Annotated in this window: 17 protein-coding genes; 9 read left to right on the top strand and 8 right to left on the bottom strand. The window is 37.0% G+C overall.

All coding sequences use genetic code 11. The annotated features are described in order from the left end of the window. Nucleotides 1–118 precede the first annotated feature (118 nt). Together A3EE_RS0105850 and A3EE_RS0105845 are read left to right on the top strand one after the other, a co-directional pair. Nucleotides 119–3,046, top strand: a complete 2,928-nt coding sequence (locus A3EE_RS0105850; protein ID WP_018342505.1) for an FAD-binding and (Fe-S)-binding domain-containing protein — start codon at nucleotides 119–121, stop codon at nucleotides 3,044–3,046. 50 nt (nucleotides 3,047–3,096) lie between these two features. Continuing rightward, nucleotides 3,097–3,366 carry a hypothetical protein gene (locus A3EE_RS0105845; RefSeq protein ID WP_018342504.1) on the top strand — a complete coding sequence of 90 codons (270 nt, stop codon included), beginning with the start codon at nucleotides 3,097–3,099 and terminating at the stop codon, nucleotides 3,364–3,366. 52 nt (nucleotides 3,367–3,418) lie between these two features. Here the strand turns inward: A3EE_RS0105845 and A3EE_RS0105840 are convergent, their stop codons facing one another. The 3 genes from A3EE_RS0105840 to A3EE_RS0105830 are packed head-to-tail and all read right to left on the bottom strand — an operon-like array spanning nucleotide 3,419 to nucleotide 6,972. After that, the gene (locus A3EE_RS0105840; protein ID WP_018342503.1) at nucleotides 3,419–4,753 is read right to left on the bottom strand and encodes a tetratricopeptide repeat protein; all 1,335 of its coding nucleotides are present in this window, start codon (nucleotides 4,751–4,753) and stop codon (nucleotides 3,419–3,421) included. Between the two features lie 57 nt (nucleotides 4,754–4,810). Beyond that, nucleotides 4,811–5,020, bottom strand: coding sequence for a hypothetical protein (locus A3EE_RS0105835; protein ID WP_018342502.1), 210 nt, complete (start codon nucleotides 5,018–5,020; stop codon nucleotides 4,811–4,813). After that, on the bottom strand, nucleotides 5,020–6,972 hold the full coding sequence (locus A3EE_RS0105830; RefSeq protein WP_018342501.1) for a KUP/HAK/KT family potassium transporter: 1,953 nt from the start codon (nucleotides 6,970–6,972) through the stop codon (nucleotides 5,020–5,022). The genes A3EE_RS0105835 and A3EE_RS0105830 overlap by 1 nt, the downstream gene beginning before the upstream one ends. Before the next feature lie 175 nt (nucleotides 6,973–7,147). Between A3EE_RS0105830 and A3EE_RS0105825 the strand changes: the two genes are divergently transcribed. Beyond that, nucleotides 7,148–8,503 (top strand): MBL fold metallo-hydrolase RNA specificity domain-containing protein, encoded by a 1,356-nt coding sequence (locus A3EE_RS0105825; protein ID WP_018342500.1) that lies wholly within the window; start codon nucleotides 7,148–7,150, stop codon nucleotides 8,501–8,503. 1 nt (nucleotide 8,504) lies between these two features. On the opposite strand, the gene A3EE_RS0105820 is transcribed toward A3EE_RS0105825, so the two are convergent. Beyond that, nucleotides 8,505–8,750, bottom strand: a complete 246-nt coding sequence (locus A3EE_RS0105820) for a hypothetical protein (RefSeq protein ID WP_018342499.1) — start codon at nucleotides 8,748–8,750, stop codon at nucleotides 8,505–8,507. Between the two features lie 137 nt (nucleotides 8,751–8,887). Here A3EE_RS0105820 and A3EE_RS0105815 point away from each other — a divergent pair, with 137 nt between their 5' ends. From A3EE_RS0105815 to A3EE_RS0105795, 5 genes are read left to right on the top strand one after another with little or no spacing between them, the layout of a single operon-like run. Beyond that, nucleotides 8,888–10,090 (top strand): chromate transporter, encoded by a 1,203-nt coding sequence (locus A3EE_RS0105815; RefSeq protein WP_018342498.1) that lies wholly within the window; start codon nucleotides 8,888–8,890, stop codon nucleotides 10,088–10,090. 56 nt (nucleotides 10,091–10,146) lie between these two features. Further along, the gene (locus tag A3EE_RS0105810; protein WP_018342497.1) at nucleotides 10,147–12,936 is read left to right on the top strand and encodes a class I adenylate-forming enzyme family protein; all 2,790 of its coding nucleotides are present in this window, start codon (nucleotides 10,147–10,149) and stop codon (nucleotides 12,934–12,936) included. Then, the gene (locus A3EE_RS0105805; protein WP_018342496.1) at nucleotides 12,926–14,773 is read left to right on the top strand and encodes an AMP-binding protein; all 1,848 of its coding nucleotides are present in this window, start codon (nucleotides 12,926–12,928) and stop codon (nucleotides 14,771–14,773) included. The genes A3EE_RS0105810 and A3EE_RS0105805 overlap by 11 nt, the downstream gene beginning before the upstream one ends. Then, entirely contained in the window at nucleotides 14,763–15,647 is an 885-nt protein-coding gene (locus A3EE_RS0105800) for a hypothetical protein (protein WP_018342495.1), read from the top strand. Before A3EE_RS0105805 ends, A3EE_RS0105800 begins: the two co-directional genes overlap by 11 nt. Then, a complete protein-coding gene (locus A3EE_RS0105795; protein ID WP_018342494.1) occupies nucleotides 15,648–16,778 on the top strand; it encodes an MBOAT family O-acyltransferase in 1,131 nt (376 codons plus the stop codon). 578 nt (nucleotides 16,779–17,356) lie between these two features. Here the strand turns inward: A3EE_RS0105795 and A3EE_RS0105780 are convergent. The 4 genes from A3EE_RS0105780 to A3EE_RS0105765 all read right to left on the bottom strand — a co-directional run bounded on the left by A3EE_RS0105780 (nucleotide 17,357) and on the right by A3EE_RS0105765 (nucleotide 22,826). Further along, on the bottom strand, nucleotides 17,357–17,725 hold the full coding sequence (locus A3EE_RS0105780; RefSeq protein WP_157446899.1) for a hypothetical protein: 369 nt from the start codon (nucleotides 17,723–17,725) through the stop codon (nucleotides 17,357–17,359). Between the two features lie 271 nt (nucleotides 17,726–17,996). Further along, nucleotides 17,997–21,038, bottom strand: a complete 3,042-nt coding sequence (gene infB / locus A3EE_RS0105775) for a translation initiation factor IF-2 (protein ID WP_018342491.1) — start codon at nucleotides 21,036–21,038, stop codon at nucleotides 17,997–17,999. A gap of 29 nt (nucleotides 21,039–21,067) precedes the next feature. Beyond that, entirely contained in the window at nucleotides 21,068–22,324 is a 1,257-nt protein-coding gene (gene nusA / locus A3EE_RS0105770; RefSeq protein ID WP_018342490.1) for a transcription termination factor NusA, read from the bottom strand. A 1-nt stretch (nucleotide 22,325) separates the two neighbouring features. After that, entirely contained in the window at nucleotides 22,326–22,826 is a 501-nt protein-coding gene (locus tag A3EE_RS0105765) for a ribosome maturation factor RimP (protein WP_018342489.1), read from the bottom strand. 199 nt (nucleotides 22,827–23,025) lie between these two features. Here A3EE_RS0105765 and A3EE_RS0105760 point away from each other — a divergent pair, with 199 nt between their 5' ends. Continuing rightward, nucleotides 23,026–24,090: an endonuclease/exonuclease/phosphatase family protein gene (locus A3EE_RS0105760; protein ID WP_018342488.1), complete on the top strand. Its 1,065-nt coding sequence runs from the start codon at nucleotides 23,026–23,028 to the stop codon at nucleotides 24,088–24,090. The last annotated feature ends 3 nt before the right edge of the window (nucleotides 24,091–24,093 follow it).

Raw genomic sequence — 24,093 nt, 5'->3', positions numbered from 1 at the left:
CATGCCTTTCATAAATGAGTTTCACTATGCCTGAATGAAATACAACATTTGCCTAACATAACACTTAAAAAAAAGCGATATTTACATTCTCATTATAGAATATATTCTATCGATTCCCATGCTTGCACATTTAGAAGAATTAAAGAAAAACATTGAAGGTGATTTATATTTCGACCTTACAATGAGAACACTTTATGCAACCGATGCGTCTGTCTACCGCGAGTTACCACTTGCTGTAGCACGACCAAAGCACAAACAAGATGTTCAGAAAATTATCGCTTTTGCAAACAAATATAAGATCGGAATTATTCCGCGTACTGCCGGAACCTCGCTGGCAGGGCAGGTAGTAGGTAAGGGTATTATTGTAGACGTATCGAAATACTTCACAGAAATATACGAGATCAATACCAAAGAAAAATGGGTGCGCTTGCAGCCTGGTATTGTATTGGATGAATTGAATAAAAAATTAGAACCGTTGAATTTATTCTTCGGTCCGGAAACATCTACATCCAACCGCTGTATGGTGGGTGGTATGGTGGGTAACAATTCATGCGGTTCGCATTCTGTTATTTATGGCACTACACGTGATCACGTATTGGAGATCAATGGTTTCTTAAGTGATGGAAGCGAAGTTACATTTAAATCATTGACTCTTGATGAGTATCAATCAAAGTTGAAACTGGATACGCTTGAAGGTAAAGTTTACCGTTACATCAACGAAACACTTACCAATGAAGATAACCAAAAAGAGATCCGTTCAGAATTTCCAAAACCTACGATAAACAGACGTAACACAGGTTACGCGATAGATGTATTGCTGGAAAGCGCACCGTTTACAGAAGGAAAAGAATCCTTCAACATGTGTAAACTGATCTCAGGTTCTGAAGGAACGTTGGTTTTCATCAACGATATTAAATTAAACTTAATTGATCTGCCGCCGAAAACAAAAGGAGTATTGGCTGTTCATTTAAATACGGTTGCAGAAGCTACGCGCGCCAATTTAATTGCATTGGCAAATAAACCCGGTGCAGTTGAATTGCTGGATGATATTGTATTACAGTGTACAAAAAGCAGTATTGAACAATCCAAGAACAGAGCCTTTATACAAGGGGATCCGGGAGCATTGTTGATTGTTGAATGGGCACGTGAAACAAAAGAAGAAATTGAAGCACTTGCTGCCAAAACTGAAAAAGAACTTCGTGCAGCAGGCTACGGATACCACTTCCCATTATTGTGGGATAACGATATCAATAAAATATGGTCGCTTCGTAAAGCGGGTTTAGGTTTATTAGGTAATATTCCCGGTGATATGAAAGGCGCTGCATGTATTGAAGATACTGCCGTTGACGTAAACGATCAACCGGAATTTATTGATGAGTTTCAAAAGATATTAGACAAGCACAATACCAAGTGTGTATTCTATGCACACATTGGCGATGGAGAATTGCACTTACGTCCAGTGATGAACCTGAAAGACGAGAAGGATCGTCAATTGATGTTTACCATTACCGATGAAGTTGCAGACCTTGTTAAAAAATACAGAGGTTCATTGAGTGGTGAACACGGCGATGGTCGTGTGCGCGCACCATTTGTGAAGAAGATGATCGGTGAAAAGAATTATGAAATGATCTGCGAACTGAAAAAAGTTTGGGATCCGAATGATATTCTTAATCCGAATAAAATTGTAAATGCTCCGCCGATGCTGGAGTCTCTGCGTTACGAATCAGGTCAGAATACGCCTGAAATTAAAACAACATTCAACTTTGAAAAATCGTTGGGTATTGTTCGTATGGCCGAGCAGTGTAATGGCGCCGGTGATTGCAGAAAGTCTTCCATCATTGGAGGCACGATGTGCCCGAGCTTCCAGGCAACACGTAACGAAAAAGATACAACACGTGCGCGTGCAAACATCTTACGCGAATTCTTAACCGTTTCAAAAAAAGAAAATAAATTCGATCATAAAGAAATTTATGAAGTAATGGATCTTTGTTTGTCTTGTAAAGGATGTAAGAGCGAATGTCCGTCTAACGTTGACGTTACAAAATTAAAAGCAGAATTCCTACAGCAGTATTACGATGCAAACGGTGTTCCGCTGCGTGCACGTATGATCGCAAATTATGCTAAAGCCAATGCACTGAATAAAAACTGGCCGTGGTTGGCAAATTTTGTGATGGGCAATATTGTAACAGGAAGTATTATAAAAGGTGTTTTGGGAATGACGCAAAAACGTCCGCTGCCTAAAATGTCTATGCAGACCTTACGTACGTGGGCGCGTAAACATCCCGATGAATTAAAACCTGCAAAAGGACATTACATCGGTAAGGTCTATTTGTTCTGCGATGAATATACAGATTACAACGAATCACACATTGGTGTTAAAGCAATTCATTTGCTCACACGTTTGGGATATGAAGTAGTAGTGCCTGCCCATTTGGAAAGTGCGCGTACCTATTTATCTAAAGGGATGGTTAGAGATGCGCAGAAGATCGTTCGTAAGAACATTGCGATGTTGAAAGACATTGTAACTTCTGAATCTCCGTTGATCGGTATTGAGCCTTCTGCTATTTTAAGTTTCAGAGATGAATATCCAAACTTAGTTCCTGCTGAAGAATTAGAAGCTGCTAATCACTTAGCAAAAAATTCATTTATGATCGATGAGTTTATTGCCAATCAATTTGATGCGGGCAAGATCAGCAAAGATCTGTTTACACGTGCAAACCGTAAAGTTAAACTGCATGGCCACTGTCACCAGAAAGCGTTGTCTTCTGTAAACTTCTCTCAAAAGATTTTAACGATACCGGAGAATTATAAAGTTGAGGTGATTCCTTCAGGCTGTTGCGGTATGGCAGGTTCATTTGGTTATGAGAAAGAACACTATGATCTGTCGATACAGGTAGGTGAGTTGGTATTGTTCCCTGCGGTACGTAAGGCCGATGAACAGACGATCATCGCTGCACCGGGTACGAGCTGTCGTCACCAGATCAAAGATGGTACAGGCAGAGAAGCGAAGCATACAGTTGAAGTTTTATTCGAAGCATTGGCATAGTATAAACTGCAGTATTTAATCAACTCTAAACCAATTTAATTTTTACAAACATGAAGAAAATCGTATTTGCATTGCTATTATTATTTCCTTTATTGAATGCGTGTCAGAAGGAAGAAAAGCTTGAAGAGAAGTTGGAAGGTCACTCCGGTGAGATGGAAGATGGATATGGCTTAAGTGAAAAAGAACTGGTGCAAATTTCTGACCTTAAAAAAGACATTATATTGGAAATTAAAAGAGGTGATTCACTAACGGTTGCAAGCTTAAGAAAAGAAATCGATTCATTGAAAGCAGAGATTCATATGTTGAAAGGTAAAAAATAATTTTACTTACACTAATATAAATGAGGGCTGCAGGAAAATCCTGTAGCCCTTTTTATTTCAGTGTTTCAAGATAATTGATATAGTTATTTAACGAACTGCAGAAACCATTTCTATCCGAACCCAAGGTTTTAAATTCAAGTTTGATCAGTTCTATTAATGTAGGTTTGATATCTTTTTTTTCAGTTACGGCACAATTTGTTTTTATCCAATAGATTTCCGCTGAGTTCGGAAAATCAATTAATGCCTGGGCAAGTTCAGGATCATTCAATTTATTTTTTTCAGCTTTACCTATAAAATAACTCATTGCAAACCGTTCGTCTTTATATTGTGTCCAGCCTAGCTTATCAATGCTTTCATCTACTTTTCCGGTAACTGCAGCTTGTAAATGTGCATAGATGTTTAAAAATTCTACATCGTTATTTTTAGCCGCAATTTTTAGTAATTCCTCTCCTCGCGTTGTGTAGAATTCATTTTCATTGAGAATTTGTGTAGTAAAACAAATTCGTAACAAGTCAGAGGTCATCCCTCCATGAGCAGGCAATGGAGCTGAAGAAAGAATCAGTTTATTATTTTTTAAGATTGATTCAATTGCTGATTTGGAATCAGTGGATTGTGGAAGTTTTTTTAGTTCAATATAGGCATGGATCGTTTTATAGATCGTGCTTGATTTGCTTACAGTATTCTGAAGAAGGAGTAAGTCTTCAGCTAAAAAGAATTCGTGCTTACGCGTATTCCACCAATCGAACTTCCAGTTTACATCGTTGTAGATTAAATCGTAAAAAAGCATGTGGTTGCCATTCTTAATTTCTTTTCTAAGATTATCTCTGCCTCTTATAAGGGTCGTGTCTACATGAACACTATATATCGCAAAGTCAATAGAAGTATGGTGTCTGGTGAAATTGCATTTTTTCCAGTTCGAAATACATGTATCATTCGCTCCAATGTTTATATAACATTCCGCTAGCCATAGATTTATTCTATAGTAATTTTCAGGTATGCTTACAGATGCAAGAGCATTCTCATACAAAGCAATTGCTTCGTTGTAGTTGCCTTTTCTATGTAACTCTATCGCATATTCCATTGCAAATTCTAAATTGGCTGGATTGGTATTGTAGGCTTCTTGGTGTAATGGAAAAGATTTTGAAGGATCAATGCTGAATAATGCACCGGCAATTAAATATTTTTCGTATTCATTACCTGCACTTTTTATTAGTACAGAAATACAATCATCTAAATTTGCTGTAGCTAAACAGTTGTTAAATGTTTCTAATGAAGGGGTAAGCCTTTTCGCTGCGGCTTCTATCTTGTCTTTATTGGAAGTAAGTGTTTGTGCGTTACAATGGATTGTAATAAAAAATATGCTGCAGAAAAAAACAATATATTTCATAAAGTACAAGAAGTGTTCTGATGGGGATATGGATAAAAGAGAAGGAAAATAACAATTTTATTTTCCTTCTCTCGCTTTCTTCAGCGAATCAATATTTTTCAATCCCAGTTTTTCGTTGTATTGAATCTTATATTTATTGACAAAGGTTGTATCTTTTTTACGCTGCCAAGGCGGTGTTGTACGCGACATAAAATCTACTGTGAACCAGATCATGATCCCAATAAAAACAAAAAATACAATGCCTAAAGCTCTCTTTTTTGTGATCATTAATATACACGTTTCAATTGGAAAGCTTCCATTGGGCTTATTACCATTGGCACTTTTTCAACTGTAATGGAACTAGTATCTAAGCCAAATGCACTGGATTCAGAAATAGAAATGTGCTTTAATAAGAAGTACCAGTCCATTGTGAACTGTTCTATCACATTTAGATCATTGTCATTGCTCAAATGTTTTTCTAAAACAACAAAACGGAAATCACCAATCACATTTCTTTTGTTTAGCGATATATATCGGGATGTAAAATCTACTTCTTTATTATTCACCATGTCTTCTACTACCTTACGGAAGAAAAGATTGATGCGATGTTCCACTCTGAAACCCAATTTAAAATCTACACGGATCACATCATCCTGTAACATGGTGCGCACTTTGTATTCAAGTGTGTACGGTTCATCCACTACATCTATGTGTAAGAACCAATAGATATCGGCACGCTTTGGTTGCTTCTGAAAAATAGAATACATGATTTTTGATTCTATTTTATTAGGGCTGTCTGCACCTGTTAAATATACAAGGTGTGTAGAGTATTTTTGTATGGAAGAGTCCTCGCTTAATTCTTTTAATAACGGAAGATAGTCATCAATATTTACATACTCTGTAAGTCTGCGTTTAATACGGTGCGACGTATACCAGATTGCCATGATGAACATAAGAATCCCACCGACAATCAATGTAAAATATCCTCCATTGAAGAATTTTTCCAGGTTGGCAATTAAGAAGGACGTTTCAATCACAAAGTAGATTGCAAAGAAAATACCTACCCAAACAAATGAAATGCGCTTTATGATGAGTAAATAATAACACAACAGCAAAGAGGTCATCATCATGGTTATGCTGATTGCTAAGCCATAAGCGGCTTCCATATTGGCTGAGTCTTTAAATACCAAAACAACAAAAATGCAGCCAAGCATCATCATGATATTGGTGCTTGGAATAAATAACTGTCCCTTTTTTATTGTTGGATATTTTATTCGAACCTTTGGCCATAAGTTTAAGCGTAAGGCTTCACTGATCAGTGTATACGATCCGCTAATCAATGCCTGGGATGCAATGATAGCAGCCATTGTGGCAATGACAATTCCGTACGGTACAAATTTTTCAGGCATGATTCCAAAAAACGGGTTAACACTAAGTCGGTAACCACTTTGTTTTAATAACCATGCACCTTGACCAAAATAATTTAATAACAATGCAATTTTTACAAAAATCCAGCTGATACGAATATTTGGTCTACCACAATGACCTAGGTCTGAATACAAGGCTTCAGCACCCGTTGTACAAAGAAATACTGCACCTAACAACCAAAAACCATGAGGATATTCAGTTAGCAAATGGTATGCCCATGCAGGGTTAATAGCTTGAAGTACATTTGTGTTATCTACTAATTCATTTAAGCCCAATGCGGCTAACATGAAAAACCAGATAAACATGATGGGGCCAAATAATTTACCTACAATGTTTGTTCCAAAGCGTTGTACTAAAAACAATCCCATAATTATTACAATTACAATGGGAATGGTATTTAATTTTTCGTCGTATATTTTTAATCCTTCAATTGCAGACGATACTGAAATGGGTGGCGTAATGATACCATCTGCTAAGAGCGCCGCTCCGCCTATCATAGCGGGCCAAACTAAATTTGGATTTCGTCTTCGTATTAAAGCAAACAATGAAAAAATACCGCCTTCACCTTTGTTATCTGCACGTAAAGTAATAACTACATATTTTATTGTAGTCTGTAACGTTAAGGTCCAGAATACACACGACAAACCTCCTAAAATCAATGCTTCAGAAATTGATTCTTTTCCAACAATTGCTTTCATCACATATAAAGGCGATGTTCCTATATCACCGTAGATAATACCTAATGAAATTAATAGACCTGCAGCGGTTAATTTTGCATGGCCGTGATTTTTAGAATCTGTAATGTTTGACATTGAGATAGATGATTCGAAATAATGACTCAAATTACTAATTCATTTGATACCGACAAACCTTTCTTCTGAGTTATCTCAGTTTGTTTTATAAATTAAGAACAAATCTAAGTACCTTAGTAGTGATTTTTGTTTGCAGTAAGCGAATTTGAAAGACTTAATAATTTAAAATAACTAAATGAAACTAACATTTTGGGGTGCAGCAAGGAAAGTGACAGGTAGTATGTATTTGTTGGAATCGCTTGGTTATAAAATATTAATTGATTGCGGATCTGATTTTTCAGACAGACATAAAGTGCTTACAGGAGGCCTGTTCCCGTTTGAAACTTCTGAAATTGATCTGGTTATTTTAACACATGCGCATGTAGATCATTCGGGCAACATCCCCGCATTAATAAGAAGCGGCTATCGGGGGCAAATTCTTTCAACGGCACCTACAGCAGAATTATCGGAATTACTTTTTGCCGATTCGGCACATATTCAACGGGCTGAAAAAAAAATAGCTAATTCTGCCCCAAGTGATTATTCCTATAAACCCGTTGATCGCTTTATATCCATTGCATTTAATAAAGACTTTGAGATCAATGAGAGCATCACCGTTCGTTTAATTCCTGTTGGTCACATATTGGGAGCAGCGAGCATTTTTCTTTCTGTTAAAGAAGAAGGAAAAGTCAAAACGATTTTATTTTCCGGAGATATAGGAAGAGATAATTATCCGCTCTTACCCGATCCGATTCCGTCACCGCAAGCGGATTATGTATTATGCGAAACTACCTATGGCAACCGCGAACACAAGGAAACCGAAAGTCCGGAAGACCTTATAAAACGTATTGTTACAGAAGCGTGTGTTACAAAGCCCGGTCGCTTGATCATACCTGCATTCAGTCTGGGAAGAACACAATCGTTGCTATATACATTGAATAAATTGGCGCTTAAAAAAGAGCTGCCGCCCATAAAAGTATTTACCGATTCGGCTCTGGCTGCAGAAGGCACACGTATTTATTCAAAATACCATTCTCTGATGAATGAAGAGGCTCAAGGTATTAAAGCACAAGACGAATCACTTTTTGATTTTGAAAATCTGGATCATGTGAAAACGTTTAAAGAAAGTAAAAACATCTCTAACTATTTGCAGCCATGCATCATTCTGTCTTCATCGGGTATGATTACAGGCGGAAGAATTCAGCATCATATACGCCAGAATCTGCAGAATCCCTTCTGTACTATTTTACTGGTAGGATATGCCGTTGAAGGTACAATCGGTTATGATTTGCTGGCAGGTAAAAAGACCATACAATTTAAGAAACGTTCTATCCCTGTTTCAGCCAATGTGATTTATACCGATATTTTCAGTGGCCATACAGATAAACATGGCTTACTAAAATTTATGAGCCATCAGGATAAAAAGAAACTCAAAAAAATATTTTTAATACATGGAGAGTATCAGAGCATGCAGGATTTTGCCGAAACATTGAATGAGGCAGGATATCAGAATGTTGAATTGCCCGATTATGGGCAATCTTATGAATTATAAATTAAACGATGCGATTCAGGGCATCGTTTAAGGATAGATTCATATTCTTAAAACGCGTCTTTACCTCTTCAACAAATGTTGGATCTTCAACAATTTTCTTTACCTCGTCATCGCCGGTAACATCCATTTCACTGATCTTATAGGTCTGTTCAAACATTCCTTTTTCAATTTTTAAAAGATATTTACCGTTCCAGGAAAAAACTGTAATTTTAAAATCTACGTTTGGGTATTCGGCTACTATGCGCATTATTCTTAAAGTTTCGACACCTAAATTACATAAATTTGCGTACTTATAAATCTGAAATGAATTAAGTTCTGATAATTCATGGAAAAAGCGTATTTTAGATATCAGATTTAAGTGAACCGTACCCACAAATTGAATAAATGAAGAACATTCGACATCTTATTTTTCTAAAAGATGTATTAGTCTTGTCGCTTACTTCATTTGGAGGGCCTCAGGCTCATTTAGCTATTTTCTTTAAAATACTGGTTCAAAAAAGAGCTTATTTAACCGAAGCGGAGTTGATGGAATTGTATTCCTTCTGTCAGATTTTACCGGGACCGGCATCAACGCAAACCATTACTGCAGTAGGGTTTAAAATTGGTGGTCCGCGTTTGGCTTTTCTTACCGTACTGGTGTGGCTTCTACCTGCAGCGATTGTAATGACAGCCGCTGCGATCATGGTTTCCTATTTTCACGCACAGAATTTAAATCTGGGTTTTGTAAAATATTTAGAACCAATAGCGATCGGCTTTGTATTCTATGCAGTTGTTAAAACAATTTCCATTATTCAGAAAACAAAAACGGCTATCATCATTCTGGTGCTTACAGCCGGCATCTGCTTTTACATCAGCTTTTTTGATAAGGCATCTCCCTGGATGTTTCCGATTATACTATTGATCTCCGGTTTTCTTACATCGTTTCGCTTTGGAAAACATGAGAAAGAAGAAAAGACACCATTCAATATTCGTTGGGCAAATCTGATCTTGCTGGGCGGAATCTTTGTTGGCGCAGCAGTAATCGGAACCATTACACAAGCCTTGCCGATACGTCTGTTTGAAAACTTCTTTCGTAACGGAAGCCTTATCTTTGGAGGCGGACAGGCATTGATCGGTTATTTCTATACGGAATTTGTTGAATTTAAAAATTATTTAACACACAGCGAATTTTTATTGGGTTATGCATTTTTGCAATCGTTACCTGGCCCTGTGTTTACCTTTGCATCCTATATAGGTGCCCTATCCATGCGTCAGTACGGGATTTGGGGCGAAATAGCAGGTGGCTTCATCGGTTCATTCGGAGTATTTCTTCCGGGCACGATCTTAATATTTTTTATTGCACCGATCTGGAAAAATATCAAACAATACAGAGTGGTTAAAGCTTCGTTTGAAGGCATTAATGCAGGCAACGCAGGTATTATCATTTCAACAGCATTGATGTTGGCATTGCCCATGCAGCAAGGTGAATTGCATACAGTTGCTCTCAACGATGGTATCGCTGTTGCTACTATGTGCGTATTGTTGTTTACACGGATACCACATCCATTCATTATCATTGCTGGGTTGTTGGCGGGTTGGCTGATTTGATGGTATTCATAAATACAATTTTGATATTAAGTAAGCTATAGTATTATTTGTACATAATGATTAAAATAAACCACTCTTATTTATCAAAACATTTTATCGATGATGTTCCTTCTTTTGAAAACATTGTTTTTTTTGATAAAAGAAAAAAAGTACTCACCGATACCCATGAAAATTTTTATGAGGAGATCCGTGAAAAAACAAAAACATATAAATCATATATCGAACAAAAATGCCGCAGGCCTTTTGTAGATATCTACGCAAGCTTTCAGCCATTCAATGAAGCTACCAAAGCTTTATTGCCTTTTTTAGAACTCGTAAAAACTAAAATTTCCTCGGAAGAAAAAATACTAATCCTGTGGGATCGCAGTGGCTGGATCACGTCACTCGTTTCCGGAATATTTCCTGAAAATGAAATTATAACCACCTGGGAAGGAAATAAAGATGTGCTTGGTCATGCAGGTTTTACCTACTGGTTTAAGAACAGAACAAAAAATACAATTGTTTTTTGTGATCATACATCTCCTTTTCCGATCGAAGATGCAAGTGTATCACTCATTATAGGTTTAGATCTTCTGCACCGTTTTGATCAGACACTTTTATTAAAAGAAGTGTTGCGTATGAGTAAAAAGGATGGAGCAATTATTTTTCCTCATGTGCATCTTAGTAATTCAGAACCGGTTCCTTACTTTGATCGCGGCGGACATCAATTGCATGGCGAAGTATATCAAAAAACATTTGATCAGATTGCAAAGCATGGAACGCATAACGGATATATTTTTTCTGAACCCGATCTGTTTCAGTTTAATGATCTGCTAAGAAAAGAACATTCTAGGCCTTTGGTATCGGATTACAATACCAAAGATTACAATGCACTAGCCGCGTTACTTCCAAAATCGTGGAGTACAGAAGTACTAAAGCCTTATAAAAATCGGGATGAAATTATTGCTTCCTGCCGGATACTTATCAATCCATTGCTGCGTGTTGAACAGGACAACGTGATCTTAGATTACAATGCACTTGATAAACAGGTAGGCTATTTATTAGAAAGGCATATTCCATATTTGCCGAAGATTGAGAAAGCAGATAAGTATGTGCTGAATGATGTTCAAATGAAATTGCTTTACTGGTCCAGTAAATCGTTGACCTTAAAGCAAATTTCAGAACGCATTTCTATAAGCATCAACGATCTTATTTCTGAAGCAGATGCACTTAAAGAGATTGGTCTCATAGAAATATTTCCCATTTCTGAAAAGGCGCATCAACAGCAGAATTTTATTGGCTCACAGAAATTGTTTGTTCCTTATTCTGACCAGACATTTGCAAGTCAATGGCAGCAAGCTGTTGACCGGTACAAAACATTTCCTGCTCTTTTAAATGAAGACGACGGAAGCGTAATAACATTTGCAGAATCGGATGAAATCGTTCAATCCATCATTCAAAAACTATCTGCATGCGGCTTAAATAAAGGCAATAGCATTGTGCTTGTTAGTCCGATTCATACGGAAGCGATTTTACTTGCATGGGCATGTTTATCAATCGGCGTAATCCTTGTTCCGGTTAATTATAAAGCAAGTAAAAAAGATATTGAATACATACTGTCCATTGCTAAACCTACTTTAATTTTTAAATCGACTCACGTTCCGCATGAAAATATAGACTCGAATCATTCAATACCTCTTATTACGTTTGATGAAACGGATGAAGCAGAAGGTAATGATCTGTTTTTTTCTGACTGGTTGGAAACAGAAGAACAGAATTACAATTCATCTTCTGTAACACATACATCAGATGCGGTATTGCTTTTTTCATCCGGATCAACCGGAGTGCCCAAAGGAATTGCATTGAGCCAGGGACATCTTATACGCAGTGCATGGTTAATGGCGCAAACATACGATTGGAATCAGGAAGATATTTTTCTTGCTATCGGAGGATTGGAGTCTATGAGCGGTTTTAGAAATGCATGCATTGTACCTGTAATAAGCGGTACTGCAATTTGTGTTCCTTCCTATAGTACGATACAAAACGCAGTTTCTATTGCAGCGTGCATTAGTAAAAATGAGGTATCTATACTCGTGGGAAATCCCGCTTTGTACAATCAGTTTAATACATTCCAATCACACATTCAGAATCAATTAGTAAGCCTTAAAAAAGTTTTGTGTACAGGAAGTAAATTGAGTGCAGGAGTGCGGGCAGAATTTTTGAGACATTACAACAAAGCCATTTACAATTATTATGGCTTAACAGAAACTACAGGTTTGTGTATTGCAGAACTTCTTGGAAATACTGCCGACAATAAAGATGCAATAGGTTTGCCGATTGATGCACTTATTCAGATCGTTGATACCGAAGGAAAACCTGCAGCATATGGAGAGCCGGGTGAACTCAGATTGTATAGTGAAAATATATTTCAGGGCTATTATCAACGTGAAGATCTTACAGCACTGTGTATGAGCGATGGATGGTTCTATACAGGAGACATTGCAACGATGGATGCAAGCGGTCAGGTACATTTGGTTGGAAGAGCGAAAGAACTAATCAAAACAAGTACCGATACATTGGTTTATTTAGAGCCGATTGCTGAATTGATTGAACAGCATCCAAGCATTGAATTTGCTGCTGTAGTAGGTTATGTAGAAGATGAAACAGAAAAGATGGCCGCATTTGTTGTAGCCAAAAATGATTCAGGCTCAGATAAAGAATTGATCACTGAACTTAGAGGATATATTGAAAAAGAAGCAGGCAAAGACAAATTGCCTTCGAGAATAATTTTTAAAAAAGAACTTCCATATACATCCAATGGGAAAATTATAAAACATTTATTAGTAGAAGAGATCTATGCAAATTGAAGAGCTATTGAATAAAAGCCTTAATGGAGATTTAACTAAAAAGGTTTTTTTAGAAATTATTGGCAAGCAGTATTCTTACGGAACATTTTTTACAGATGTTGTTAAGATTAATAATCTATTTCATTCAAAGGGACTGGTTGAAGGGGATAAAATGTTCATTTCATTAAAAGATGAATACGATATTACGCTGTTCTTCATGGCAGGCCTTGTAAGCGGAGTTACGGTAATATCTGTAGATCCGGAGATAAATGCATTTCGCGCACAAAAAATAGTTGAACAGGCTGCGCCTGAAATGTGTGTACTGGAAGAGTATCTCTTTGAAAAATGGAACATAAATAAGGAACAGCAATTTTGTTTAAGTAAAAAGGAAACACAAAAGAAAGGTTCGTTATTTAAAAAGCTGCTGAAAAATTCTGCATCAACTGATCCGACTGAAGATGGGGATTCGTATCCGGCTATTATGGATTCGTTATCTGCATCAATGATGACGTACAAACAACCTGCACCCGAAACCATCGCCTATATATTATTTACTTCGGGAACAACTTCAGATCCGAAAGGTGTGATGATCTCTCAAAAAAATCTTTGGGAGCATATCAATACCTTGACTAAGGTCTATGGAATGAATCATCAAAGCCGCATCTTAAATAATTTATCTCTGTATCATGCAGATGGTATTATACAGGGACCTGTGCTTGCAGCATGTTGTAATGCTACATTGGTAAGACCGTTAAAGAAATTTGAGATTGGCTTAACTGGAGAGTTTTTAACAGGCATATATAAATACCGCATCAGTCACTTAGTTGTTGTTCCGGCAATCATAAGCATACTGTATAAATTTTCTGAAAATTACGAAGACAGTTTTGAGAGTCCGGATTTTAAATTTGTTATTTCTGTTTCTGCGCATATTGAAGAATATCTCTGGACAAATTTCGAGAAGACATTTAAAACTGAAATTGTAAATGTATACGGTTTAACAGAAACCGTTGCTGGTTCTTTATTTTCTGGTCCGGATAAAACAATTAAAAAAATCGGTACGGTAGGTAAGCCGGTAGATTGTCTGATAAAAATAGTTGATCAGCATAATCAGGAAGTTCCTCAAGGAGAAGAAGGAGAATTAATGATCAAAGGAGATCATGTGTTTAAAGGATATTATAAAAATGAATCTGCAACTCAATTGGTTCTGAATAATGATTGGCTCTCTTCCGGCGACCTTGCTATTATTGACTCCGAAGGATTTGTAAAAATTACCGGACGTAAAAAAAATATTGTAGTTGTCGGCGGATTTAATATTCATCCGGAAGAAATCTCTGAAGTAATAAATACGCATCCGGAGATTATGGAGAGTATTTGCATTGGAGTAAAAGACGAAGTGTTCGGAGAAAAAATCATTGCGTGCATTGTTGCAAAAGACAAAAGCAAAATGAATAAAAATATTTTGGCTGCATATTTATCGGAACATTTAGAACACAATAAAATGCCTGCAGATATTTTGATCTATGATGAATTGCCCAAAGGTCTTTCAGGAAAGGTTCAGATCAAAGAAATAGAACAATCGATTTATAATAATGATGCTGAATCTCCGGATGCAAAATTTGATTTGCAAAAAGAGATCTTCAGAATCGCTGCCATTTCATTTAAAGTTGAAGCAAGTAATCTTTCCATCAACGACAATTCAAATTCTATCAATGGCTGGGACTCCATGGCGCATCTGCATTTGGTAACAAAACTGGAAGAACGATTCAATACTAGATTCAGCGCGGCAGAGATCATGATCATGAACAATTTTAAGTCGATTGAAAGCATTTTAAAAAAGCATACACTGAATGTTGTCTAAGCAATATCCTCCGCTTAAATCGTGGTTTATTACGTTGTGTATTGTAGCGGTTTTATTTATTGGCTGTACCGTTTTAGCAAATAAATATTCAGCGCACATTGCATACACAAGACATACACTCGAAGCAGATTATTTACTAAAAAATACATTAAAGAATATTGACAGCTATCCGGAAAAAATTCAGGTAGTTGCTATCGGTTCTTCTCTGGTAGGACATGGTATCGCGTGTTCTTCTGAATACCAGAATCAGTATACCAATGTGTGTTTGAGTAAAGTATTTTTAAATTCGAATACAGAAATTTTAAATACGTTGAACAACGTTGGTGTATTTGATTCTCTGTTGATTCATTTACCGGATATCCTTTTAATTGAATCGGATCAGCTTGCTTATAAGGTAGAAGATGAACGTTCATTAAAAGATCATTTTTTTAAAGGAGCATATTTTTTATACAATCTAAAAACAACCATTTCCATGAATGCCGGAAACTATAGAATGCCGGACTATTGCGGAAAAATAATTTCAGGCGTATTGAGTGATACAAGCGGGTACCAATATATAAACCGGAAATCGGTAAGCTTTAATGACCGCAAATACATGCATTCAAAATTAGCGGAGTTAAGCAAACGTGGAGTAAAGATTTATCTGATCCACATTCCAAGGCCTGCTATTACGGAATCTGTTTTGCATTCAGGTATACAAGAGCAGGTGTTTTTAAAATTAATGAATTCTTATCAAAAAGAATTTCAAACAACGTACATACAGTTTCCGGAAAAATTGAACTTCACCTACTTTTATGATTTTGGACATCTGAATGATGTTGGCAGAAAAAAATATTCAGACTGGTTGTACGCGCAGATCATTAAAACAAAATAAATGGAATTACAGATCTACATACTCTTCTTTTGTATTCCGGTAATTTTATTTTCCTGGATCTTACCGGAACGCTGGCAACTGTATCCCAGCGTTTTTGCTGCAGGTATATTTTTATCTGTATTCGCACCGGAGTCGCTTTGTATATTGTTGCTTACAACTCTGGCAACATATTACACATTAAAATACAGCAACAACATAACAGCTGCTGTCATTAGCATTTGCATAATCATCTTTTCAATCTTTTTATATTTTAAACTCGGATATGGAAAATCCATTTTGATGGAACGTCTATTGCCTTTAGGAATTTCATACTATTCATTTCGTCAGATCCATTATGCTATTGAAATGTATAAAAGAAAAATTCCAGCGCACACATTTAAGGAATTTTTAATGTACCTGTTTTTTTTGCCATCTTTTTTAATTGGTCCCATTCACCGTTTCCCTGAATTTTTAAAAGACATCAAACGCAGACGTTGGGATGCAGCATTATTTTCAGAAGGTTTGGAACGGATCCTATATGGCTTTGCGAAAGTTATTATTTTAGGAAATTATTTGATGACAGATAGGGGAGAAGCATTGATCGCCTGGCTTGAATTTGAAAACTACAAATGGCTGGCTACCTATGCAGATACAATTTTATTTACAGTAAACGCATACGTGCAGTTTGCAGGCTTTTCGGATATAGCAATCGGATTGAGTTTATTGCTAGGCTTTCGGATCATGGAAAATTTTAATGCACCCTTTCTGGCAACAAACATTTCAGACTTCTGGCAACGCTGGCACATCTCTTTATCAACCTGGTGCAGAGATTATGTATATTATCCGTTTTATTCCATTACGCGTAATCCATATATAGGGGTATTATTTTCTATGGTATTACTGGGCTTGTGGCACAGCATCTCGTGGAACTACATGCTATGGGCACTGGCGCATGTGATTGCAATCAATGTATGGCATTACTACAATCATTCGTTCATTCAACAAAAAATTCATCTGTATATCATAAGTCCAAAATGGGTAGGAAGATTTATAACGTTCCATTTTGTGGTGTTCAGTTTCATATTGGTAAACGACAGCGATATGAATCATGTAATTCAGACCTATAAAAAAATCCTTTGTTTAGATGTATAGCTATTTGTTACAAAAGCTTGGTAAAACGTTTGCCAACATATTCATTGTGCTGTGGTATGTGCTATTGGTGGTCCTGATCTATTATTTTTCTCCCATCAATGATGGAAGATTTAATTATATGGGTTGGTAGTACAATAACGAACATGTATATGAAAAATAATTACAGTGCGCACGTCATTTTTTTCTATGAAAGTAAAAATTTTAAAAATATTTTATTTTGTAAAAGACAATACGAATTACTTTTTCTTTTTCACATCAAATTCGAATCCTAGATTCAATCCGATGTGGAAAGAGGGATAAAGACCAACACCTGTTTCTTTATGATAATCATAATAAACATTATTTACAGTACCATTGTAGGTCTGAAAAGTATATGATTTAACAAAAAGACCTATTCCTGCATTAGGCTCTATTATTGGTCTCAGAGTGCCATGCTTATTTAATTTATATGTTCTCCCGTATAATACTTTTAGTCCGATTAAATGTTGTTGTTCTGTTCGGGTTCCATCATAGCTGTAATCATAATTGTTCGTGATTCTGCCACCAGTTCCGGTAAATGAACATTCTTTTGTATCAAACTACCAAAGCCTGTAATAGGCATCCGGCATAAGAAAAGATTTATTTTTTTCTCCAAAATAAAATTTTTCAAAAAAATCTATTGTAAAAGAAGAATAAAGTTTATTTGCAAAGTTACATCTTTGATAAGGTGCCCAGGGGCCTGTATTAAATGGAACTTCTCCACTGTTCTGAGTGCTCGGCCTATATCCTATAGTTAAACCAATCGTTTTTTTAACAAATACTTTTTCACCGGTTAATGAAAAATACATAGATATATCCATTAAAACAGGAGTAGTAATTCTGTATGTTGATTTGGGTATTGTATCCTGAGCAAAAATAAATTTTGGATTACAACAAAACAGAATAAGAAGTACTATTATTTTTTTCATAAAATTATTTAATTACCTGAAGCCATCCTTTTTCAGGTGTACAGGTGCTGTATGTGAAACGGTAATAATATACACCGGCTTCAATATCATGTTCAGGCCAGTTTTAAAAGTGAAAATTAATCAGATTAAAATATTAAAAGACACGTTAAAAATAATAAAGAAATATCATATGCTGTAATCAATTGAGAAATTATTATTTATCACTAGCATAAAAAAAGAGAGCCATACTATGCAGCATGACTCTCTTTGTATTTTAAAAACGTGTTATATTTTATAACGTACGCTTCACTTCTTTTTCTTCAAACGCTTCGATCTGATCACCAACTAAGATATCGTTGTATCCTTTTAAGCTGATACCACATTCGTAGCTTGTTTTAACTTCAGACACATCGTCTTTGAAACGTTTCAATGCACTGATTGTACCTGTGTACATAACAATACCATCGCGGATCAAACGAACTCTGTGATTTCTCTTAACAAATCCTTCTGTTACATATGCACCGGCAACTGTACCAACCTTCGTAATTTTGAAGACATCACGTACATCAATTGTACCATGAATCACTTCTTCTAATTTCGGTTCAAGCATACCTTCCATCGCATCCTTAACTTCGTTGATTGCGTCGTAGATGATAGAGTACATACGGATCTCGATCTGTTCCTGCTCTGCCAATTTACGCGCACTTGTAGAAGGACGTACCTGGAAGGCAACAATGATCGCATCGGATGCTGATGCTAATAAGATATCCGATTCAGAGATCTGACCCACACCTTTGTGAAGGATACGGATCTGAATTTCTTCTGTAGATAATTTCAATAATGAATCAGACAAGGCTTCAACAGAACCATCCACATCGGCTTTAACAATGATGTTCAATTCTTTGAAGTTACCAATCGCAAGACGACGGCCAATCTCATCCAGGGTAATGTGTTTCTTGGTACGGATACTTTGCTCACGTAACAATTGCTCACGTCTTGAAGAAATCTCTCTCGCTTCACGTTCTGTCTCCATGATCTGGAACTTGTCACCCGCTTGTGGTGCACCGTTCAGACCCAATACCTGTAAAGGCATTGCCGGACCTGCTTCTTTTAATTTTTTACCTGTATGGTCTACCATTGCTTTTACACGACCGAAGTGTGCACCCGCTAAGATGATGTCACCAATACGTAAGGTACCTGATTCAACCAATACGTTTGTTACGTAACCTCTACCTTTATCAAGAGAAGCTTCAATAACAGCACCAACAGCGCGTTTATTTGGGTTTGCTTTTAATTCAAGCATCTCTGCTTCAAGCAATACTTTATCAAGTAATTCGCTGATACCGGTACCTGCTTTTGCAGAAATTGGTTGGCATTGGTATTTACCACCCCAGTCTTCAACTAAGATATTTTCTTTAGAAAGTTCTTCTTTGATCTTATCCGGATTGGCAGCTGGCTTATCAATTTTATTGATTGCAATAATGATCGGTACACCTGCTACTCGCGCGTGGTTGATCGCTTCTTTTGTTTGCGGCATCACCGAGTCATCGGCAGCTACAACAATAATAACAATATCTGTGATTTTCGCACCACGTGCACGCATCGCTGTAAAGGCTTCGTGACCGGGTGTATCAAGGAATGTAATCGGTTTACCTGAATCGGTAACAACATTGTATGCACCAATGTGCTGTGTGATACCACCAGCTTCACCTGCTACAACTTTTGATTTACGAATGTAATCGAGTAGAGAAGTTTTACCGTGATCGACGTGACCCATGATCGTAACAATCGGTGCACGTTCAATCAATGATTCCGGATCGTCTTGATCGTCTACTGTAATATCATCTTCTTCACCGGTAGTCTGGAAGTTTACATCGTATCCAAACTCATCTGCAATGATGGTGATTGCTTCTGCATCCAAACGTTGATTGATAGATACAAACATACCCATCATCATACATTTCGAAATTACTTCGTTCACACTAACATTCATCAATGATGCCAGGTCACTTGCAGAAATAAATTCTGTAACTTTTAAGGCTTTTGCATCTTCCTGCTCTGCCATTAAACGTTCTTCTTCGGCATCAGCCATCGCAGAACGCTTATCTTTACGATATTTAGCTCTGTTAACCGGTCCGGATTTTGAATTTCCACCACCAGACAATTTTGCCATGGTAGCTTTAATTTTTTCCTGAATTTGTTTTCCGGTTACTTCACCTTTTTCACTTGCTTTTGTTAACGTAGGTCTAGGCCCGTTGCTGTTAGGACGAGCAGGAGCACCTGGTCGATTTGGTCCACCAGCAGGTCTTGGTCCATTTGGATTGCTACCTTGAGGTCTTGGTCCGTTTGGTCCACCAGCAGGTCTAGGTCCGTTTGGATTACCGCCCGCAGGTCTAGGTCCATTTGGATTTGTTCCAACAGGTTTGCCTGGCGGTCCGTCATTAAGACGTTTACGCTTGCGCTTATTTTTATTTTTATCTACAACTTCATCTGAAGAAGCAACACGCGTTGGTTCTTTCTTTTTATCCGGAAGTTGAATTTTTCCTAATACAGTTAAACCTTGAAGTTTGTCGGCGTGTGCCTGTACAAGCTTAACAGGTATTTCAGCAACAGAAGGTTTATCTTCAACCGGTGAAGCCACTGCTTCTACAGGATCTGCAACTGGTGTTTTTGGTGCAGCAACTTCTGAAGGCGATTCTTTAGCTGCTTCTATTTTAGAATCAGCCTGCTTAGCAGGTTCAGTCTTAGGAGCCTTTGTTTTAGGAGCTTCTGTCTGAGCACCGGCTTTAGCAGCAGGTTTAGCTTTTTCAGCAGGTTTCTCTGACTTCGCTTTTTCAGCTGGCTTAGCAGTATTGGCTGGTTTCTTAGAATCTTTATCGGCTGTAGATAAATCAATTTTACCCAATACTTTAAGACCCTGCAACGTAGTTTTAGAATCATCCTGAGCAGATACTTTCGACTCCACCTTCGGAGTTTCTTCAGCAACAGGTACTGCTACTGGTGTCTCTTGAGCAGGAACTTCCACAGGATTGCTGTTAACAATTCTGATTTCGTCCTCTTCTTCGTGCTCAGGAGCAATATTTACTTGACCGGCATCGATAACAACATCGCCCATGTGCTTCTTGCCAATGTTAAGGCTTTCAGCTTCTTTTTTTACTTGTGCAGACGATGCATATTCTTTTGAAAGAATACCATACATGTCCATAGTAATCTTGGCATTGGGGTTGTTCTCAATCTCATAGCCCTTAGCAGAAAGGTGATCTATGATTGTCGATGTACCGACATTCAGATTCCTCGCCACTTGGCTAAGCCGCATCATTTTTTCTTCAGCCATTTATAAATTATTTATTCAACTATTATTTTTTATTCAAATTCCTGTCTCAGAATTTGAAGCACATCTTCTACAGTTTCTTCTTCTAATTCTGTACGACGTACAAGGTCATCTTTACTTAAAGCCAATACACTCTTAGCAGTATCCAAACCAATGCGTTTTAATTCTTCTAAGATCCAGTCTTCAATTTCATCAACAAATTCTGTTAAGTCAACATCTTCGTTGTCTTCATTGCCTGTTAATTCTCTGAATACATCTATTTCCAAGCCTACCAATTTGCTGGCAAGTTTAATGTTCTGTCCGCCTTTACCGATAGCAAGGGATACCTGATCCGGTTTTAAGAAAACAGAGGCACGGCCTTTGTCTGCTTCAACTTTAAGACTGCTGATTTTAGCAGGGCTCAAAGCACGAGCTATAAATAAGTCGATGTTATCTGTAAAGTTGATTACGTCAATATTTTCGTTTTCCAATTCACGAACAATGCTGTGAATACGAGAACCTTTCATACCAACACAAGCACCAACCGGATCAATACGATCATCATACGATTCAACAGCTACTTTAGCACGCTCACCCGGCTCACGAACAATGTTACGGATCGAGATCAAGCCATCATACACTTCAGGAACTTCAAGTTCGAACAAACGTTCTAAGAACTTAGGAGAAGTTCTTGAAAGAATAATTTTTGGATTTCCATTATGCATTTCAACGCGGTGTACAATAGCACGTACGTTGTCACCTTTACGGAAACGGTCTTTCGGGATCTGCTCAAATTTTGGCAATGCTAATTCATTACCATCTGCATCGATCAATAAAATTTCTTTGCTTAGTACTTGATATACTTCGCCATTGATAATTTCACCAACAAGATCTTTATATTTTTGGAAAAGGTTGTCTTTTTCAAGATCCTTAACTTTTTGAATCAACGTCTGACGCGCAGTCTGAACCATTCTTCTGCCGAAGTCCTCTAACTTAACTTCTGTAGCTACTTCTTCACCTTCCTCAAAATCTTTTTCAATCAAATGAGCATCTGTTAAAGAAATATGTTTGTTTGGATCGTAATCAAAACTGTCTTCAGCAAAGTCATCTGAAACAATTTCTCTCATCCACCAGATTTCAAGGTCACCCTTATCGACGTTGATAATAACGTTGAAGTTGTCATCTGTTCCGTATTTTTTACGGATCATGGTACGAAACACATCTTCCACGATTTTCATCATGGTTGGGCGGTCTATGCTCTTGAATTTTGCAAACTCTGCAAACGATTCTATTAAAGTTGAAGTATCCATTTTATTTAAACGATACAATTAGGTTACACTTTTTTATTTCCTCGAAACGAAGTTTTCTTGGCTCGGGAGCCAATTCAACAGTCGCCTCTTTTTTACTCTTTTTTACTTTTGCTGGGATTGGCTCAACAACAACTCCGTCTTCAGATACACTTGTTAATACGGCTTCAAACTGGCTGCCATCATTCAAAAGAAAGTTCAGCTTATTCCCAATTCTTCTTTTGTATTGTCTGGTTACTTGAAGCGGTCTGTCCATGCCAGGAGACGAAACCTCTAGTACATAAGGTGCATCGCCAAATAGATTATTTTCTTCAATTAAATTTCCTAATGCTCTGCTGAATTCTCCGCATTCGTCAATCAGAATGCCTGAGTCTTTATCAAGGATCACAAGGATTTTTTTTCTTGAGTTCGTTCCTCCAAACACAATATCAACAAGAAAAATCTCTGCTCTTTCCTGTAATAAATCCGATACGTATGTTTTAATTTCTAACTCCTGCTTACTCATAATGATTTGATACAGAAACAAAAGAGGGGACACAGTCCCCTCTTTTCAGTATTCAATTCGTTCTACAATACAATATTAAACATTTTGTAGATGGATTCCAAAAATCCGTTAAAAATATCTGGAGAATAGGGTTGAATATTTTAATTGTCATATCAATTCAAGCCATGCAATCCCTATATTTGCTATCCAATAAACTTGAATGACTGAAGAAAGAACATATAAAGGCGCTATTCTATTGACAGTAATGTCTATAGGACTATATTTTATGCCGGACATTTCCCCGCGGACATTTTGGTATAGCAGCTTCATCGGTTTATTTATTCCAGCCGGATTGGTTGTATTGGTGATCATGCTGGTTTATTGGGCTGTAAAACGAAACCGACTTTTTATACTTCCAATTGTCTTATTATTAATTAATTGGAAATTTATTCAACGCTCTGTTTCTGTTTCCTCAACGTCAGATAAACCCAAGGAATTTTCTGTTTTGTCGTATAACATCCGGTTGTTTAATGTGTATCCGCAGTTTGCGGACAAAACCTTTTCGACCACACGAAAAATTATTGATTTTGTAAAAAAATCTGAAGCGGATGTAGTGTGTTTGCAGGAGTTTTACAACGATCCCAAAGATACCTTGTTCAATACGCTACATAGAATTAAAAAGAAATATCCGTATTATTATTTCAGCACTACATTTAAAAATCATACCGGCGGCACTTTTGGAATGGTCATCTTCAGTAAGTTTCCGATATTGTCAAAAGGTAAAGTGGTTTTTCACGAAGGTTCAAACAATCAAACCATTTATGCAGATATTGATTTTCCTGCCGGTAAAGCGCGTGTGTACAATATGCACTTGCAATCCATGAGTATTGATGATAAAGAGATTGCAGAAAGTCATTTTGATAATAAATCGAAAACAAAAGTAATGCAGGCCTTTCTTAAATATAAAAACGGAACCATTAATCGGAGCATTCAGGTTGATAAACTCGTTGGTCATATAAAAGAATCGCCCTACAAAGCTGTAGTGTGTGGTGATCTGAATGATCCGCCATATAGTTATACATATGAAAAATTAGCAGATGTATTAACGAATGCATTTGAAAGAAAAGGCAATGGTTTTGGATTTACCTTTAATGGCAAGATCCCGTTTCTTCGCATCGATCATCAGTTTTGCGATTCAAATTTGATCGTAACGGATTTTGAAACAAAATCTTCTGTATCTTTTACAGATCATTTTCCAATTATAGCTTCATATAGGTTTAAATAATAA

The organism is Cytophaga aurantiaca DSM 3654, from assembly GCF_000379725.1.
Lineage (GTDB): Bacteria > Bacteroidota > Bacteroidia > Cytophagales > Cytophagaceae > Cytophaga > Cytophaga aurantiaca.
The sequence above is the reverse complement of the archived record's forward strand: the minus strand, read 5'-3'. Positions and strand labels throughout refer to the sequence as shown.